The organism is Rhizobium sp. 3T7 (assembly GCF_020166565.1).
In the GTDB taxonomy this organism is placed as follows: Bacteria; Pseudomonadota; Alphaproteobacteria; order Rhizobiales; family Rhizobiaceae; genus Rhizobium.
In genome coordinates, this window is the sequence record NZ_JAIQXS010000015.1 from 47,344 (window position 1) to 62,246 (window position 14,903).

At 59.2% G+C, this 14,903-nt stretch carries 17 protein-coding genes; 6 read left to right on the top strand and 11 right to left on the bottom strand.

Annotated features, from left to right (window positions below):
* Window positions 1-3 precede the first annotated feature (3 nt).
* The 5 genes from K9B32_RS19845 to K9B32_RS19865 form a co-directional block, all read right to left on the bottom strand.
* Window positions 4-150 (bottom strand): DUF1127 domain-containing protein, encoded by a 147-nt coding sequence (locus K9B32_RS19845; protein ID WP_007801566.1) that lies wholly within the window; start codon window positions 148-150, stop codon window positions 4-6.
* Window positions 151-461: 311 nt separating this feature from the next.
* Window positions 462-1,253, bottom strand: coding sequence for an amino acid ABC transporter ATP-binding protein (locus tag K9B32_RS19850; RefSeq protein ID WP_224565266.1), 792 nt, complete (start codon window positions 1,251-1,253; stop codon window positions 462-464).
* Window positions 1,250-1,918, bottom strand: a complete 669-nt coding sequence (locus K9B32_RS19855) for an amino acid ABC transporter permease (RefSeq protein WP_224565268.1) — start codon at window positions 1,916-1,918, stop codon at window positions 1,250-1,252. The genes K9B32_RS19850 and K9B32_RS19855 overlap by 4 nt, the downstream gene beginning before the upstream one ends.
* Complete coding sequence (locus K9B32_RS19860) at window positions 1,915-2,556, bottom strand: amino acid ABC transporter permease (RefSeq protein WP_224565270.1); 642 nt, start codon at window positions 2,554-2,556, stop codon at window positions 1,915-1,917. Before K9B32_RS19860 ends, K9B32_RS19855 begins: the two co-directional genes overlap by 4 nt.
* Window positions 2,557-2,648: 92 nt before the next feature.
* Window positions 2,649-3,476: a transporter substrate-binding domain-containing protein gene (locus K9B32_RS19865; RefSeq protein WP_132588061.1), complete on the bottom strand. Its 828-nt coding sequence runs from the start codon at window positions 3,474-3,476 to the stop codon at window positions 2,649-2,651.
* Between the two features lie 225 nt (window positions 3,477-3,701).
* Between K9B32_RS19865 and K9B32_RS19870 the strand changes: the two genes are divergently transcribed.
* The 4 genes from K9B32_RS19870 (at window position 3,702) to K9B32_RS19885 (ending at window position 7,372) form a co-directional block, all read left to right on the top strand.
* On the top strand, window positions 3,702-4,430 hold the full coding sequence (locus K9B32_RS19870; RefSeq protein ID WP_224565272.1) for a UTRA domain-containing protein: 729 nt from the start codon (window positions 3,702-3,704) through the stop codon (window positions 4,428-4,430).
* Window positions 4,431-4,441: 11 nt separating this feature from the next.
* Window positions 4,442-5,380: a LysR family transcriptional regulator gene (locus tag K9B32_RS19875; RefSeq protein WP_224565274.1), complete on the top strand. Its 939-nt coding sequence runs from the start codon at window positions 4,442-4,444 to the stop codon at window positions 5,378-5,380.
* A 96-nt stretch (window positions 5,381-5,476) separates the two neighbouring features.
* Complete coding sequence (locus K9B32_RS19880; RefSeq protein WP_224565276.1) at window positions 5,477-6,829, top strand: LLM class flavin-dependent oxidoreductase; 1,353 nt, start codon at window positions 5,477-5,479, stop codon at window positions 6,827-6,829.
* Window positions 6,830-6,844: 15 nt separating this feature from the next.
* Window positions 6,845-7,372 (top strand): flavin reductase family protein, encoded by a 528-nt coding sequence (locus K9B32_RS19885; protein WP_224565278.1) that lies wholly within the window; start codon window positions 6,845-6,847, stop codon window positions 7,370-7,372.
* Window positions 7,373-7,390: 18 nt separating this feature from the next.
* On the opposite strand, the gene speB is transcribed toward K9B32_RS19885, so the two are convergent.
* Window positions 7,391-8,362, bottom strand: a complete 972-nt coding sequence (speB, locus tag K9B32_RS19890; RefSeq protein ID WP_224565279.1) for an agmatinase — start codon at window positions 8,360-8,362, stop codon at window positions 7,391-7,393.
* Window positions 8,363-8,621: 259 nt separating this feature from the next.
* On the opposite strand from speB, the gene K9B32_RS19895 reads away from it, so the two are divergent.
* Window positions 8,622-9,131 carry a hypothetical protein gene (locus K9B32_RS19895; RefSeq protein WP_224565281.1) on the top strand — a complete coding sequence of 170 codons (510 nt, stop codon included), beginning with the start codon at window positions 8,622-8,624 and terminating at the stop codon, window positions 9,129-9,131.
* Between the two features lie 81 nt (window positions 9,132-9,212).
* A complete protein-coding gene (locus K9B32_RS19900; RefSeq protein WP_224565283.1) occupies window positions 9,213-9,455 on the top strand; it encodes a DUF982 domain-containing protein in 243 nt (80 codons plus the stop codon).
* Between the two features lie 503 nt (window positions 9,456-9,958).
* Here K9B32_RS19900 and K9B32_RS19910 read toward each other — a convergent pair.
* The 5 genes from K9B32_RS19910 to K9B32_RS19935 are packed head-to-tail and all read right to left on the bottom strand — an operon-like array spanning window position 9,959 to window position 14,895.
* On the bottom strand, window positions 9,959-11,392 hold the full coding sequence (locus K9B32_RS19910; RefSeq protein ID WP_224565285.1) for an aldehyde dehydrogenase family protein: 1,434 nt from the start codon (window positions 11,390-11,392) through the stop codon (window positions 9,959-9,961).
* 13 nt (window positions 11,393-11,405) lie between these two features.
* Complete coding sequence (locus tag K9B32_RS19915; protein ID WP_224565287.1) at window positions 11,406-12,140, bottom strand: MBL fold metallo-hydrolase; 735 nt, start codon at window positions 12,138-12,140, stop codon at window positions 11,406-11,408.
* A 9-nt stretch (window positions 12,141-12,149) separates the two neighbouring features.
* The gene (locus K9B32_RS29140; RefSeq protein WP_411969728.1) at window positions 12,150-13,244 is read right to left on the bottom strand and encodes an ABC transporter ATP-binding protein; all 1,095 of its coding nucleotides are present in this window, start codon (window positions 13,242-13,244) and stop codon (window positions 12,150-12,152) included.
* The gene (locus K9B32_RS19930; protein WP_224565289.1) at window positions 13,241-14,032 is read right to left on the bottom strand and encodes an ABC transporter permease; all 792 of its coding nucleotides are present in this window, start codon (window positions 14,030-14,032) and stop codon (window positions 13,241-13,243) included. The genes K9B32_RS29140 and K9B32_RS19930 overlap by 4 nt, the downstream gene beginning before the upstream one ends.
* Complete coding sequence (locus K9B32_RS19935; protein ID WP_224565291.1) at window positions 14,032-14,895, bottom strand: ABC transporter permease; 864 nt, start codon at window positions 14,893-14,895, stop codon at window positions 14,032-14,034. Before K9B32_RS19935 ends, K9B32_RS19930 begins: the two co-directional genes overlap by 1 nt.
* Window positions 14,896-14,903: the final 8 nt, after the last annotated feature.

The window sequence follows — 14,903 nt, forward strand, 5'->3', positions numbered from 1 at the left end:
GCCTTAACGGCCAATCGCTGCCCGGGCAACGCTGCGGATATCCGCGCGGTCGATGCCGAGATCGAAAAGCTCTCTGGAGCTCATCCGGCCAAGTTCGGAGACCGTCTGGCGGTACTTGCGCCAATTGTTGAAAGAGCGTGCTACATTCATGATAATCCCCTTTCCTGGGCTTTCGAAGCACAGCTGCCAGTCCTTGGCGCTTCGTTTGCTTCGATGCCATCGATATAGGCTCATCCCTGGCCGGAGAACAGCATCAAGAGCTCACGTCACCCATGCACCAGCCGCATAACAGTCTGGTAGCCTCACCTCCCGCTCGTGCAGCACCTGGGTGACCTCCACGATGCCGTCGCTAGGTCCGGTCGGACCAGCCTTGTCCCAGATGGCACCCAGCCGAGGACGCGACTTTGCGATAGCGCGGCCCTGTTTGTGGAACTCGATGACCCGCGCTCCGCCGTTGCTTTCTAGAGCAACATCGACGCTCCGCGATCAAGGTAGGTGTCGAGGAATTGTTCGAGGCGTGCGTTTCTCGGCCTCCTGAATACCTCTTGCGGAGGGCCGGTGAAGACGATCTTGCCATGGTCGAGAAATGCGATCTGCTGCCCGACGGTGGCCGCAAAGCCGATTTCGTGCGAGACGACGACCATCGTCATCCCTTCGGCGGCAAGATCGCGCATAACATTCAGCACTTCGCCGGTCAGCTCCGGGTCGAGGGAGGACGTCGGCTCGTCGAAAAGCATGATCTTCGGCTTGAGGGCAAGAGCACGGGCAATGGCGACGCGCTGTTGTTGCCCACCAGAAAGCTGCGATGGGTAGTGCCCTGCGCGGCTTTCGAGGCCAACTTTCACAAGTTGAGCCATGGCCCGCTCTTCGGCATCCTTGCGACTCATCTTGTGAACGGTCTTCAGCGCCTCGCTGACATTTCCGAGCGCGGTCATGTGCGGCCAGAGGTTGAACTGCTGAAACACCATGCCGATCTGCGCACGGATCGCACGGTTTGCGGCTGGCGCAATACGCTCCCGCATGCCCTGTGCATTTTCGGTGAAGCCGAGGACCTCGCCGTTGATCGTGATCGTTCCGGAGGTCGCTTCCTCGAGAAAGGCCATGCAACGAAGAAGCGTGCTCTTGCCTGAGCCTGATGGTCCGATCAGGCAGGAGACCTGTCCCTGCGGGATCTCGAGATCGATGTTCTGGAGAACGGTGGTATCTCCAAACTTCTTGACGAGGTTTTTAACTGCGATTGCAGGGAGGCTCATGCGTTGAAAAACCTGAATCTGTTGAGTTTCGTTTCTACGAGGCGGCCAAGCCGACCGGTGATCTCTACAAGTACCCAGTAGAAGAGTGCGAGCACTGAGAGGGCTTCGACGAAGGCATATTGCTGGGCGCCGATGGCGCTCAGCGTCGCGGTCAGCTCGGGAACGGTGATAATCGAAAGGACAGCCGTCTCCTTCATCAGGAGAACCGCCATATTGAGCGACGGAGGCAGCACGAGCATCGTCATTTCAGGCAGCAGGATGCGTCGGATGATTTGCCCCTGCGTCAGGCCCACGCACTCGCCCGCCTCGATGTGGCCCTTGGGCACGGCCATAAAGCCGGATCGGAAAATTTCACTGTAATAGGCCGCACCGTAGATCGAGATGCCGATCAAGCCGGCTGGCAACGGATCGAGCGAAAGGCCGACGAATGGACCACCGTAGTAGACGAGAAAGATCTGGATGAGGAATGGCGTACCGCGCAGCACTGCCACGATAAAGCCAAGCGCCTTGTCGAGCAGCACGCCACCGAACCGGCGGCCGACAGCGACGAAAAACCCCAGGATGGCAGCGGCGATCGTCCCCGCGACCCAGATCAAGATCGTGACGCCGGCGCCACTTATGATCGCCGGCAGTTGGTCAAGGATGACGTTGATGTCAAAGGTCATCGCGGCACTCCCGGAAGAGAGCGCTCGATCAGGTCGCCGGCAAGCGCCACGATCCAGTTGATGACGAGATAGATGAGACCCGCAGCGGCAAATAGCTGCAGCGGCAAAAAGGTGCTGCCTGCGAGATCCTGTGCCATCCGCGTCAATTCGATGACGCCGACGACGGAAACCAGCGACGATGCCTTGAGGATGAGGATCGCCTCGTTGACCAGCGCTGGGAAGGTCAGCCTCAGTGCGATCGGCGCCTTGATACGCCGGAAGATCTGACCCGGCGTCAAGCCCACCATTTCGGCGGACTCCACGAGACCGATCGGCACGCTTGCAAATCCGCCGCGCATGTTTTCCGCCTGATAAGCCGCCGTGCAAAGCGAAAGGCCGATGATCGCAGCAACGATGCTCGGCACGTTCAGGCCAATCGCGGGCAACATGTTGTAGATCAGGAGCAACTGCACGAGCAGAGGCACGCCGCGGAAGAAACTGATAAAAATTTGTGCGGGAATGACGAAGACCGCCTTCTTCGACAACAGCATGCCGGACAGAAGGATTGCAATCGCAAAGCCGATCAAAATGGAAACGACGCTTATCAGCACCGTATAGATCGACGCGTAAAGAAGCAATTCAAAGAGCTTGATGGACATGTCCGGCTTTTGCCCGCCTGGCTGTCATGGAGGCACAATGGCGTCTTTGATTGCGCCCCTAGGCCGGGGCGCAATCAACGATCGGCCCGCTATTAGAACGCAGGGTCCTTGACGGCGTCGGGCGTGTCAAAGGTCGCGCCGAACCACTTCTTCTGCAGCTCGGCCATGCGGCCGTCAGCCTTGATCTTCAGCAGGGCTGCATCGATGGCGTCCATCAGCGCAGCATGATCGGCATCCTTCAGGCCGATGAAACCGAAGTAGGACTTCTTGCCGAACGGCGGCAGGACGACTTCAAACGTTCCCTCGCGCTGCTTGGCAACGAAGGCGATATTTGGCAGTGAGTTGGCAACACCGGCAATGCGGCCGGCCGCGAGATCCGCATAGGATTCGGTGAAGGCCGGGTATTCGCGGATATCTACTTTGGAAGGCAGCGTTGCCGAGAATTCCTTCAGCTGATCCAGTTGCGAAGTGGCCTTGCCGACACCGATCGTCTTGCCGGCAATGTCGTCGGGCTTGCTGATGGTCGCATCGCCCGCCTTCTTCAGGATCGCGATGGTGGCTTCGGCAATCGGCGGCGTGAAGCGATAGCGCTCCAAACGCTTCTTGGTGATGGTCGCGGGTCCGGCAACCACGTCGAACTTGCCAGCTTCAAGTGCCGGGAACACGCCGTCCCAAGGAAGCGCCACCCATTCGATCTTGACGCCGAGTTCCTTGCCGATTTCCGCAAAAAGATCAACGTTCAAACCAGCATGCTCGCCGGCATCGATAAAATCAAAGGGAGCAAAGGCGGTTTCCGTGCCGACCTTGAGCGTGCCGGCTGCCTTGACGGCCGCAAGCGTATCGGCAGCATGCGCCGACAGGGTCGCTCCCACAAGAAATGCGGCGCCGACGAGGCCCTTAAGCAGTGAACGTGCGATCATGATTGTCATCTCTCCAGTTTCCGCACCCGCCAGGATGCGTTCGAGTTCCCGAGTTCAGTCCCGTGTGCGGACTCTGCGATCCGCTTTTGACTATACAAATAGATATACGCTAGCCTAAGGTGTCAACGTCAAAGTCGACGAACGCAATTTTTGTGCCGAACGGCCGCTTGGAGGCGCGAGTTTCGCGTTTGCATTGTTTTGCTGCGAAGGTGATGAGGCCGCGTCTTGGAGCCAATTTATCTCAGGATATTCACGGATATCGAGGCAAAGATCCTCAGCGGAGACTGGCGCCCGGGTGATCGCGTTCCAAGAGAGCATGACCTCGTCAATGACTACGGCTGTTCGCGTATGACCGTGAGCAAGGCCCTGACCGCGCTTGTCGACCGTGGGCTTGTCGTACGGAAGCGGAAAACCGGGTCATTCGTCGCCTCGCCGCAGATCGACCGCACCGTCATGGACATCCAGGATATCGGCACCGAGGCGACCTTGGCGGGCTATGAGCATCGCTATCAGATTTTGACGCGAAGGATCGAGACCCTAGACCCCGTCGAGGCTGCCCGGTTGGACAGCACCTCGGGAGCCGAAATCCTTCGGATCCAGTGTCTGCATATCGTCGATGGTAGGCCCACGGCAATAGAGCGGCGCATCATTTTGCTGGATACAGTGCCGCTTGCCAGAAACGAGAGCTTTGCGGCCGCGCCTCCTGCCAAATGGCTCCTGTCGCAAGTGGCGTGGTCGAAGGCCAAGCATGTGATACGGGCAGTCTCGGCCGATGCCGCGACGGCGCGCGTTCTCGAGATCGATCGAGGCGAGCCCTGCCTCAGCCTCACGCGTCAGACTTGGCAGAATGATCGCTTGGTAACCTATGTCGAGATCACGCATCCTGGCGATCGCTTCCAATTTGCAGGCATTTTTCATCCGGCCGAAAAGCGTGCGTTGCGTCGACAGCCATAGTGAGGAACGCGTTGAGCGACGAACAGATATTCCGGGGAATACCCCTCAAAGGGCTGCAAGCATTCGAAGCTGTCGGCCGCTGCGGCAGCGTGATGGCCGCGGCAGCGGAGCTGGACGTATCTCCGGGCGCTATCAGCCAGCAGTTACGCAAGGTTGAAAGCTTTCTGGGCATCACCCTTGTGGAACGGAGCGGCCGGACTGTCGAGCTGACGCAATGGGGTCGACTTTACCACCGCGAGATATCGAAGGGCTTTGAGCAATTTGCGCTCGCCCAGCAGGTCCTGGAGCGTGCACGCAACGAAAATGCGCTCGTTCTCAGCGCCCTGTCATCCGTTGTCAACAAGTGGATCGGCAGGCGCATTTTCGACTGGCAAGCGCTCCATCCCGATGCACATGTGCGGGTGACCGGTCGCGACAAGGAGCCCCGAATGGGGTTTGATGAAGTCGATTTCCGCGTCAGTTACGGGTCCGACGTCTTGCAGCATGACCACTACGCAGAACTGTTTCGCGATTGGGTCGTTCCGGCCTGCTCGCCGGCCCTAATTGAAGGCAGGAGACCGGCCGCCACCGATCTGCTGTCCTATCCGCTGCTGCATGTCGAATGGGAGCGACATTTCACGCCCTACCCGAGTTGGGCGGAATTTGCCGCGAAAATCGGGGCAGATGTCAAAGGCCCACCCTCGGGATTGTCGTTTGCCCTATCGAGTAGCGCTATCGACGCCGCCGTCAACAAGCGAGGCATCGTGCTTGCGCAGATGTCGATGATCGCAGACGAACTGGAAGCGCAGACATTGGTCATTCCAGTCGATATCAGAATGCCGCTGCGCGAGAGCTATTTCCTTGCCTGGGACCGCTCCGCGCTGCAAAAACCCTACGGCTCGGAGTTTCGCGACTGGGTCATTGCCATCTCTCGACGACAGGCGCAGATCTCAGCGCCTCTCACTCTTTAGAAAAACTAAATCGGAAGCCAGCGCTGCGATATTGATGAAAAAAGTCGCGTGACGCTACCTTAGGCGATCACAGATCAAAGCCTGCGGGAGAATGTCATGGCGCGTACCGATAAGATGAAACTGGGCACCTTCGTCTATACGTTCGGCTTTCATCCGGCATCCTGGCTGCATCCGGCAAGCGACGTTCACGGCGCTAACGATTTCAGTCACCTTCTCGATGTTGCCAAACGGTCGGAGGCGGCAAAGTTCGATTTCATGTTCATGGCCGATTCACCGGCCGCCGCCGTTGGCGATCCGGACGCGCTCGCCCGCATCCCGACCAAGATGAATCGCTTCGAGCCCCTGTCGTTGCTATCAGCCCTGTCAGTGACAACGAAAGATCTCGGGCTCGTGGCCACTGTTTCAACCAGCTACTACGAGCCCTACAATGTCGCGCGCCTCTTTGCTTCTATCGACCATTTGAGCGGCGGCCGCGCCTGCTGGAATGTCGTGACCTCAGACCACGACGAGACCGGCTACAATTTCAATCGCGAGGGGTTGGATCCCCACGCCCTGCGCTACGAACGCGGCAACGAGTTCGTGGACGTCGTTTTTGGCCTGTGGGACAGCTTCGAAGAGGGTGCGTTACTCCTCGATCGCGAGAGCGGTGTCTATTATGACAAGACCAAGCACCACACGCTCGATCACAAGGGCAAGCACTTCCAGGTGCGCGGGCCGCTTAACATTGCCCGCTCACCGCAAGGTCGGCCCGTCATCGCGCAGGCCGGCGGCTCCGAACCCGGCATGGATATGGCAGCGCGCACGGCCGAGATCGTTTTCAGCCTCGCCTCGAACATCGATCGAAACCGCGCATTCTATGAAAACGTCAAAGGACGTATGCCCGCCTACGGTCGCAATCCCGACGACCTCAAGATCATGCCCGGTGTTGTACTGAATGTTGGCGAGACGGAAGCCGAGGCGCAGGCCAAGGTAAACTACCTCATCGACAAGATGCATCCGGACGTCGGTCGCTTGATGCTTTCGGAGTTTCTGGAAGCCGATTTGCGCGGCGTCCCATTGGACAAACCGTTTCCGATGGATCGACTGCCGACGCAGCCCAAGGGGTCGCGCGCGCTGTTCGAAGAGCTTACCGATTTCGTCAAGAGCGGGCGCCCCGTCGGCGAGCTGGTACGTCACTATGCGGAGAAGCATACGGGCAACGGCATCACCGGTACGCCGGCACAGATTGCCGACTTCATGGAAGAGTGGTTCGAGACCCGTGCGGCGGATGGCTTCATTCTGATGTTCCCGACACTGCCCTCGAGCCTTGATGATTTTGTGAAGCTCGTCCTGCCTGAATTACGCCGTCGTGGGCTCTTCCGGCAAGAATATGAAGGCAAGACGCTGCGAGAAAACCTCGGCCTTTCAATGCCGGCCAACCGTTTTGCGAAGGCACAGGTCACGAGCTAACAAGGGAGAGAGCAGATGGAAAAGGTGGCAACCAAGCCTATCGTCGATCAATCTGCGTTCAAGCTGTCGATGCGCCACCTGGCCGGTGCCGTGAGCGTGATCACCGTTGGTGAACGCGAAGAACGGACAGGCTTTACCGCGACCTCGGTTTCTTCCCTTTCCGCAGATCAGCCATCGGTGATCGTCAGCCTCAATCGCGGATCGTCCTCCTGGCCCGTGGTTGAACGGTATCGCCGCTTCTGCGTCAATGTACTTACCGCCGACCAACAGCATATTGCGCAATCCTTTGCAGGGTTCGACGGCCGGCGCGGCGTCGAACGCTATCAAGACGCGCAATGGTATAGCCTTTCGACTGGAACACCTGCCCTGAAAGATGCGCTGACGGTTCTCGACTGCGAGCTCGAAACGGTGCTCAATCACCATTCGCACGCGATCCTTATCGGCCGCGTTTGCGCAATCGAAACGCGCGAGGATGTCAAACCCCTGCTCTACTGGCGCGGCGGCTACCGACGGCTGTGCGAAGAGACGGTCAGCCACCCCTGACAAGCCAATTGCCGACCATCAGGCGCCGCCGGCAGTGCGCCTATCCGCGACCTGTTTGGCGATGACGCATAGAAGTTCGAACATCATGGTGGCGCCAGCAAGCGCCGTCATGCCGGCCAGATCAAATGGTGGGGAGACTTCAACGACGTCGGCACCCACGATCTGTATCCCGGCAAGCAGCCTGATCATCTGCTGGGCCTCGCGGGTCGTGAAGCCGCCCGCCTCTGGCGTTCCCGTCCCCGGCGCCATGGATGGATCGATACTATCGATATCAAAGGTAACGTAGGTTGGCAGTTCACCAGCGATTTCTCGCGCCTCGCGCATCACGTCGTCAGCCCCGCGGCTGACGAATTCTTCCATGTAGATGATCCGGATGCCCTGCTGCTTCGCCCAGTCATGTTCGCCCGGATCGTAGATCGAACCGCGAATTCCGATCTGAACCATCCGCTTCGGGTCCAGCAGTCCCTCCTCGATCGCTCGACGAAACGGCGTCCCGTGCGTGTAGGGGTTGTTTCCGAAATAGCGATCATTGGTATCGGAGTGCGCGTCGAAATGGACCAGTCCAACCGGCCGGTTTTTCGCCACCGCGCGCAGCACGGGGAGTGTGGTCAGATGGTCACCGCCCACCGACAGGGGAATGGCGCCGACGGCGACAATCTCATTCATCCCCTCTTCGATGCGTTTGAGGCCGTCCATAAGGTCGATGGGGTTGACGGAGAGATCGCCGACATCGGCGACATTCGCGATACTGAAAGGTTCGATCCCTGAGACATGGTGTACCCGCCGCATGAGGCTCGACTGATTGCGGACCTCCCGTGGCCCATGCCGGGCACCCGCCCTGTTCGTTGTGCCGCCGTCCCAGGGAATACCGACAAGGGCAACATCAAGCCCGGCAGCCGTCTGCACGGCAGGTAGGCGCATGAAGGTAGAATGCCCGGCGAAGCGTGGAACTTCAGCAGCATCAACCGGTTGAAAGAAAGTTCCACTCATCGTTCTGTCCTGTGTCTGCAATGGCTGTCGCGCAATCTGCGATGCTCATGGCGCGCGCGCAAGCCCATGCCTGAAGAGAAGAGGGGATGTACGCGTTCTTTGAAACATTGCCTCTGGCATCAGACAAATCGCGGGAATGCCCACCAATTTTATACCCATCGGTCGCCGCTCGCGGGCCGGTGGCCAGTGGCCAGCGCCGAGCGCCCGCACGAAACCGAAATTGGGATGGTAAGCCGGCGTAGTCGGGCATGCAGACAGCATGTTCAACGAGGGCTTGGCTGAAGTGGCTCTCTATGATTGTGACCAGGTGTCGACTGGCGCTGGCGTAGTCAGGACCGTCCTCGCATATGACGGCCCACGCGATCTGCTTGAAGTCGCAAGGCAAGCTCGAGCTGTCGATCGGTCTTTGGAAATCGACAAGCTGACGGCGCCCCAATGCCTTATCCCATCGACGCGGGCAGGCTACTGTTCAGCCAGTAGTCTTGCCAATCCGGAAGGCTATAACGTCGCGGCGAAACTGCTTATCGAACGTTTCCGGCACGGGACGACCTCTGCCGACGACCTATCCAGGGAACTGGAAAGGCATTTTGGCAAGGTGATTTCGGCAGTATCTCCGCCAAGCTTCGAGCTGACGCGCGCCGCATTCAAGGACGGCCTCTCCGGTAGAAACTACGGGGAATTACACAACTACTTCGCCTTCCGGTACGGCAGGCTAATAGCGTGGAACAACGTGTCGCGTCCGGGGTTTACAAAATGGATCGCCAGGTGAGGATTTCTCCCCTCATGTCGAGCGCTGGCCAAAGTGCGGTCCACCAATTGTCCATTGCTCGTAAGCGGAATCGGAGACCGTGTGTCGACCCCGGACTGGCTCGCCTTAGTCGTCGAGCGCCACCAAGCCTTCCACGTCATTGGATGTGCAGAGGAAGCGCTTGATCTGCTTTTTACGAATTGGCCGACCGCGAGTAGCGCCGCCTTCGTCCTCGCGATGGAGGCCTGTGCTGGGACAGCCACCGGCACAGTGACCCAGGAAGAAGCCCAACTATCTTTCCTTGCGGCGGCCCTTGATGCAAACGTCGCATTCCGGTTTGCCTAAGTACTTCGGCGGCCAGTGACGGACGCTGTCGCCTGATCTCAGACAGCCGCGCGATCGTTCGTCACAGCTCGATAACGCGACAACTCCCTGCCGATTGTTACATGCCAAAGACGTGATCCTGAACGTGGAGAAGCAATATACCTCCCAGATTGGCAATCCAGGCGCGCGAAGCGACTCTGCCATTTGGTCCTCTATTTGTTCTGGTGACTATGGCAGCCTACGGCAAGCTTGGCTGTCGAGGGGATACAGGCATCATGAAAGACAAACGAACAGAACCTCGATTGCTGCACGAAGAACCGGGCGTATTCATCATTCCCAATCCGTGGGACGTGGAACGGCCAAAATACTTGCAGCCTTGGGCTTTCGAGCTTTGGCAACAACGAGCGCCGGCATGGCGTTTTCTTGTGGCATTGCTGAAGGACAAGCGTCTCGGGAAAGACTTGAACCATTGCCGTTCTCTGGTGTCGGCGACACCTCTTCCGGTTTCCGCCGATACACTTCGATCAGGCAGCATCGGGACGGTGGAGTGTCTTCACTTCCATAAAATCCTCCAGTCCGAACATTCCGCCTTCTCGCCCGTTGCCCGATTGCTTGTAGCCGCCGAACGGGCTTCCATAGCGATGCGGGGCGCCGTTGATGTGGACCATTCCGGCGCGCAATCTTGTCGCTACGCGCTCGGCGCGAGCAGGGTCACCGCTCTGAACATAGGCAGCCAGTCCATAGCTGGTATCGTTGGCGATCGTGATTGCCTCCTCTTCCGCGTCGAATGGCAGGATGGCCAGCACTGGCCCGAATACCTCCTCACGAGCGATCCGCATGTCATTGTTGACATCGGCGAAGATGGTCGGCTTGACGAAGTAGCCTTTCTCAAAGCCTTCGGGCTTGCCGGCTCCGCCGACGAGAACGCGTGCACCCTCGGCAATACCCGCCTCGATCAGTGCCTGCACGCGACCGAATTGGACATCGCTGACAAGCGGGCCGATGTGGCCACCTTCTTCTTCGGGATTGCCGACCTTGGCTTCGCTGCCGACGCGCTTGGCAATCTCGACGACCTTATCGTAGACCGATCTCTGAACGAGGAGGCGGGTCGGCGCATCGCAGGATTGGCCGGAATTGTTGAAGCATTCAAGGACGCTTCCCGTGATGCGGTCCTCGAGATCGGCGTCCTCGAAGACAATGTTGGGAGACTTGCCGCCAAGCTCCAAGGTTACGCGTTTGACTGTGTCGGCCGCGTCCTTGCTGACGGCAATGCCGGCGCGTGTCGAGCCGGTGAAGGACATCATATCGACGTCCCTGTGCCTCGAAAGCGCGGCGCCGACATTGGCGCCGTCGCCGTTCACGAGGTTGAAGGTGCCAGCCGGGAAACCGGCCTCATGGATCATTTCTGCGTAGAGCATGGCATTGAGCGGTGTAAACTCCGAAGGCTTAAGCACACAGGTCGAGCCTGTCGCAAGTGCCGGAACCACCTTCAGTGCAATCTGGTTGATTGGCCAGTTCCAGGGGGTGATCAGCCCACAGACGCCGATCGGCTCGCGCAGCAGCACGTCGCCGTTCGGCAGCGTGTCGCGCATCTTCAGGCGCTTCAGGGCATCGATGAAACCCTGCAGGTGACCGACGCCGACGTCGGCCTGCTGTTCGCGGCTCATGGTGATCGGCGCACCGAGCTCGAGTGTGATCGTCTGCGCCATCTCCTCGTAGCGGCGCTTGTAGATCTCAAGCAGCCTTTCGAGCAGCGCCAGGCGTTCCTCGGCGCTTGTCCGGCTGTAGGTCGCAAACGCCTTCTTCGCAGCCGCTACCGCACGGTCGATATCGGCGGCCGTACCCATCGAAATCGCCGCAACCGGCTTTTCGGTAGCCGGATTGATGACTTCGAGATCATTCGCTGTCAGCGGCGCTACCCACTCACCATTGATGTAGAATTTGCGCTTGTCGAGCATATCGTCACTCCCGTCAGATCTTCTTCTGTTTTTCGTTCAGCCAATCCGTGATCAACTGGCGGTATCGCTCGCCGCTGAAGCTTGGAAAATGCCCGCCATGCACGACGCGGGCCGGCATGGTCAAAAGCCGCTCCATCGAGGCGAGATAATCGGCAGCGTTGGAATGGTAGGCGTCCTCGATCAGCGGCCCGTCATAAAGGATATCACCGGAAAGAAGCGTCTCCGTCTTCGCTTCCCAAAGAGCGATGCCGCCCGGCGAGTGGCCGGGCGTATGGATGACCTCGAAGGACCGGTCGCCGAGATCGATTATGTCCCCGTTCTCCAGGATGCGCGTCGCCGGCGCTTTCTTCACGCTGTAACATTTCGAGCAGTAGGGTTCCGGCGGCAGCGCGTCGAAGATGCTGTCGGTGACGTAGGGGTCGGCGAGGGTGTTCGCCCGCGTCGGATCGGCGAGCAGATCGGCCTCCGCTGAGTGGACCGCCCGGCGCTCGAACTCGTGATGGCAGCCGATATGGTCGAAGTGGGTGTGGCTCGCGACCGCGATCAGATCGCGCTCGGTGACGAGAGGCACCCATTCGCGCAGCGACACGACGCCCATACCGCTGTCAACAAGCATATCGCGATCGCGCCCGCGAACGTGCCAGATGTTGCATCGGTAGAATTCCTGGATGAAGGGCTCGGAAATAAGGGTGACATCGTCCGCCAGCCGTTTCACTTCGTACCATTTGTCCGGGGCGACACGTTCCATGGTCTCAGTCTATGCCTGTTTCGACGGCAAGGCTACGATATCGCTGACATTGACAGCGAGCGTGACCGCTTGGCCTGCTATCACCGCCGCCGATTGCGGCATGTGCGCGACGATGCTCGTTTCCGGAGCGCCGGCGGGCGTTAGATGGCAGCGATAATGCGTTCCGAAGAAGGCGCTGCCGGCAACCGTGGCCTGGCCCAGCGCAGTGACAGGGCCACCCCCCTCGCCGGCCCGGCGGAAATGTTCTGGCCTGATGCAAAGCGTCGTCGCCTGCCCGACGGACGGCAAGCCTGCCGTAAAGCAGGCTTTCGGCAATGCGACCTTCCCCAGCGTCGTCTCGACGATTGCTTGCGTGCTATCAACATCTCTGATCGTGCCGGCAACGAAGTTCACCTCACCCATGAAGCCGGCTGCAAAGAGTGAGCGGGGGTGCATGTAGATTTCGGACGGTGGGCCAAAGTCTTCGATTTTCCCCTGATTCATCACTACGATCCGGTCGGCGATGGCCATTGCCTCTTCCTGATCGTGGGTGACGTGAACGAAGGTTGTGCCGACGCGTTTCTGGATTGCTTTCAACTCGTCCTGCATCTGTCGGCGAAGCTTGAGATCCAGCGCGCCGAGCGGTTCATCGAGCAGCAGCACGTCGGGATCGACAGCCAGCGCCCGGGCGAGCGCCACGCGCTGGCGCTGACCACCCGATAGCTCGTGCGGCTTCTTGTCCGCCGAAGACTTGAGGCCCACAAGGTCAAGGAATCCCTTCGCGCGCTCCTCGCGCTCCGCCTTGCCGACACCGCGCATTCTGAGGCCGAATCCGACATTGTCTTTGAGCTTCATATGCGGGAAAAGCGCGTAGTCCTGAAACATCGTCGTGGTCGGACGCTTTGCCGGCGGCACGTTGGTCATTTCCTTGCCGCCGATCGCAATCCGCCCTCTGGTCGGCGACAGGAAGCCTCCGAGGATGGACAGGAGCGTGGTCTTGCCGCAGCCGGAGGGGCCGAGCAGGACGATGAATTCGCCCGCATTGATGTCGAGGGAAACGTCGTCCAGTGCGGTAAAGCTGCCGAAGGTCTTCGTCGCGTTCTCGATTGAAACCGGCGCGGTCATGATTTCTTTGTCCTTCCAAACAGGAACAGTTCCAACACGATCAGCAAAGCGACCGAAACGAGAAACACCAGTGACCCGATGGCATTGGTCTTGGGATTGAGACCGGAGCGAAGCAGGCTCCAGATCTCGACAGGCAGCGTCACGTCGAAGCGCGACAGCAAGAAAGCGATGATGAACTCATCCCAGCTGAACGTCATCGACAGGAAGAAAGAGGCGAGCAGCGACGGCAGCAGCATTGGCGCGGTCACGAGAGCCATGACCTTGAGGTCGCTGGCGCCGAGATCGCGTGCTGCGCGCTCGATGTTGATATGGTGGTCGCCCATCGACGAATAGATGATCGCAAAGCAGAGCGGCAGATTGATCACGACGTGGCCGATGCCCACGGTCCAGAGCGAAAGACCGATGCCCAGCACGTTGAGGACGGTCAGGAGCCCAAGTGCGATGATAAGGTAGCTGACCGTCATCGGCGCGATGAGCAGTCCGCGTTGCCAAGCCGAGCCCGGCAGCTTGAAGCGCGCAAGCCCATAGGCAGCCAGAAATCCGAGAAGGCAGGCAACGAGAGACGATAACGTTGCCACCAGGAAGGAGTGCAGCAGCGCGGACATCAGCTTGCGATCGGCGAAGACGGCTTCATACCATTGCAGGGAAAACCCATTGAACGGCGGCACTGGCAGGCGTCCATCCTGGAAGGAAAACAGCACCAGCACAATAACCGGCAGGAAGATGAAGCCGAAGATCACGACGGCGTAGACGCTGGTGGCGATGTTTGTGAGCCTATCGCGCGTCATTACGTCCTCTCGATCTTCAGCCAGCGCGCGCAGGCGACGTAGGCGGCGGTAACCGCGAGCATGAGGATGATCGAAAGCGCTGCGGCCATCGGGAAATCCGCGCGTCGGCCGAGCTGCAGCATGATGATCTGCGGCAGGACAAGCTCATTGTTGCCTCCGAGAATCTGCGGCGTGACATAGTCACCGATGCACAGCACGAAGGTGAGGAACGCACCTGTCATGATCCCCGGCATGGTCAGCGGCAGAATGACATGCCAGAAGGTCTGAAAAGCATTCGCTCCGAGGTCGGCTGCCGCGCGGCGATAGTTCGGCGAGAGCTGCACAAGATTGGCATAAATCGTCAGGGTCAGAAGCATGACGAAGAAATGGACAAAGCCGATCACCGTTGCCGTGCGGTTGCTGGCGAGCTCAAGCGGCTCGCTGATGACGCCCATATTCATCAGTGTCTGATTGATTACGCCATTGCGCGACAGCACGAGCAACCAGGAATAGGATCGAACGACGTAGGAGGTCCAGAACGGCAGGATCGCAAGAATCAACACCGTTCGTTGATATTTTTGCGGCACCTGCTCGGCGATGATCCAGGCCAGAGGATAGGCAAGCAGGATCGAGAGAACCGTCACGATGGCGGTAATTTCCAACGAATTCGTCAGCCCGCGGAACAGCGCGTCCTTCTCGAAGAAGGCGATGTAGTTGCCAAAGTTCCAGACGCGGACGATCGATCCGCCCTGCTGCGCCCACAGGCTCATGGCCGCCATGAAGAGAAAGGGGGCGACGAAGAAGACGATCGTCCAGACAAGGGCTGGAGCCACAAAACCCCAGCCTTTGCGGCGTTCGGCATCTTCAAGAGGAAAAGCAGCCACGGACAAGC

Bases quoted from the DNA above. Each gene is read 5' to 3' on its own strand.
- K9B32_RS19845 (WP_007801566.1), bottom strand. From the start codon at position 150: ATGAATGTAGCACGCTCTTTCAACAATTGGCGCAAGTACCGCCAGACG.
- K9B32_RS19930 (WP_224565289.1), bottom strand. From the start codon at position 14,032: ATGACGCGCGATAGGCTCACAAACATCGCCACCAGCGTCTACGCCGTC.
- K9B32_RS19885 (WP_224565278.1), top strand. From the start codon at position 6,845: ATGGAAAAGGTGGCAACCAAGCCTATCGTCGATCAATCTGCGTTCAAG.
- K9B32_RS19855 (WP_224565268.1), bottom strand. From the start codon at position 1,918: ATGACCTTTGACATCAACGTCATCCTTGACCAACTGCCGGCGATCATA.
- speB (WP_224565279.1), bottom strand. From the start codon at position 8,362: ATGAGTGGAACTTTCTTTCAACCGGTTGATGCTGCTGAAGTTCCACGC.
- K9B32_RS19895 (WP_224565281.1), top strand. From the start codon at position 8,622: ATGTTCAACGAGGGCTTGGCTGAAGTGGCTCTCTATGATTGTGACCAG.
- K9B32_RS19915 (WP_224565287.1), bottom strand. From the start codon at position 12,140: ATGGAACGTGTCGCCCCGGACAAATGGTACGAAGTGAAACGGCTGGCG.
- K9B32_RS29140 (WP_411969728.1), bottom strand. From the start codon at position 13,244: ATGACCGCGCCGGTTTCAATCGAGAACGCGACGAAGACCTTCGGCAGC.
- K9B32_RS19860 (WP_224565270.1), bottom strand. From the start codon at position 2,556: ATGTCCATCAAGCTCTTTGAATTGCTTCTTTACGCGTCGATCTATACG.
- K9B32_RS19910 (WP_224565285.1), bottom strand. From the start codon at position 11,392: ATGCTCGACAAGCGCAAATTCTACATCAATGGTGAGTGGGTAGCGCCG.
- K9B32_RS19880 (WP_224565276.1), top strand. From the start codon at position 5,477: ATGGCGCGTACCGATAAGATGAAACTGGGCACCTTCGTCTATACGTTC.
- K9B32_RS19865 (WP_132588061.1), bottom strand. From the start codon at position 3,476: ATGATCGCACGTTCACTGCTTAAGGGCCTCGTCGGCGCCGCATTTCTT.
- K9B32_RS19850 (WP_224565266.1), bottom strand. From the start codon at position 1,253: ATGAGCCTCCCTGCAATCGCAGTTAAAAACCTCGTCAAGAAGTTTGGA.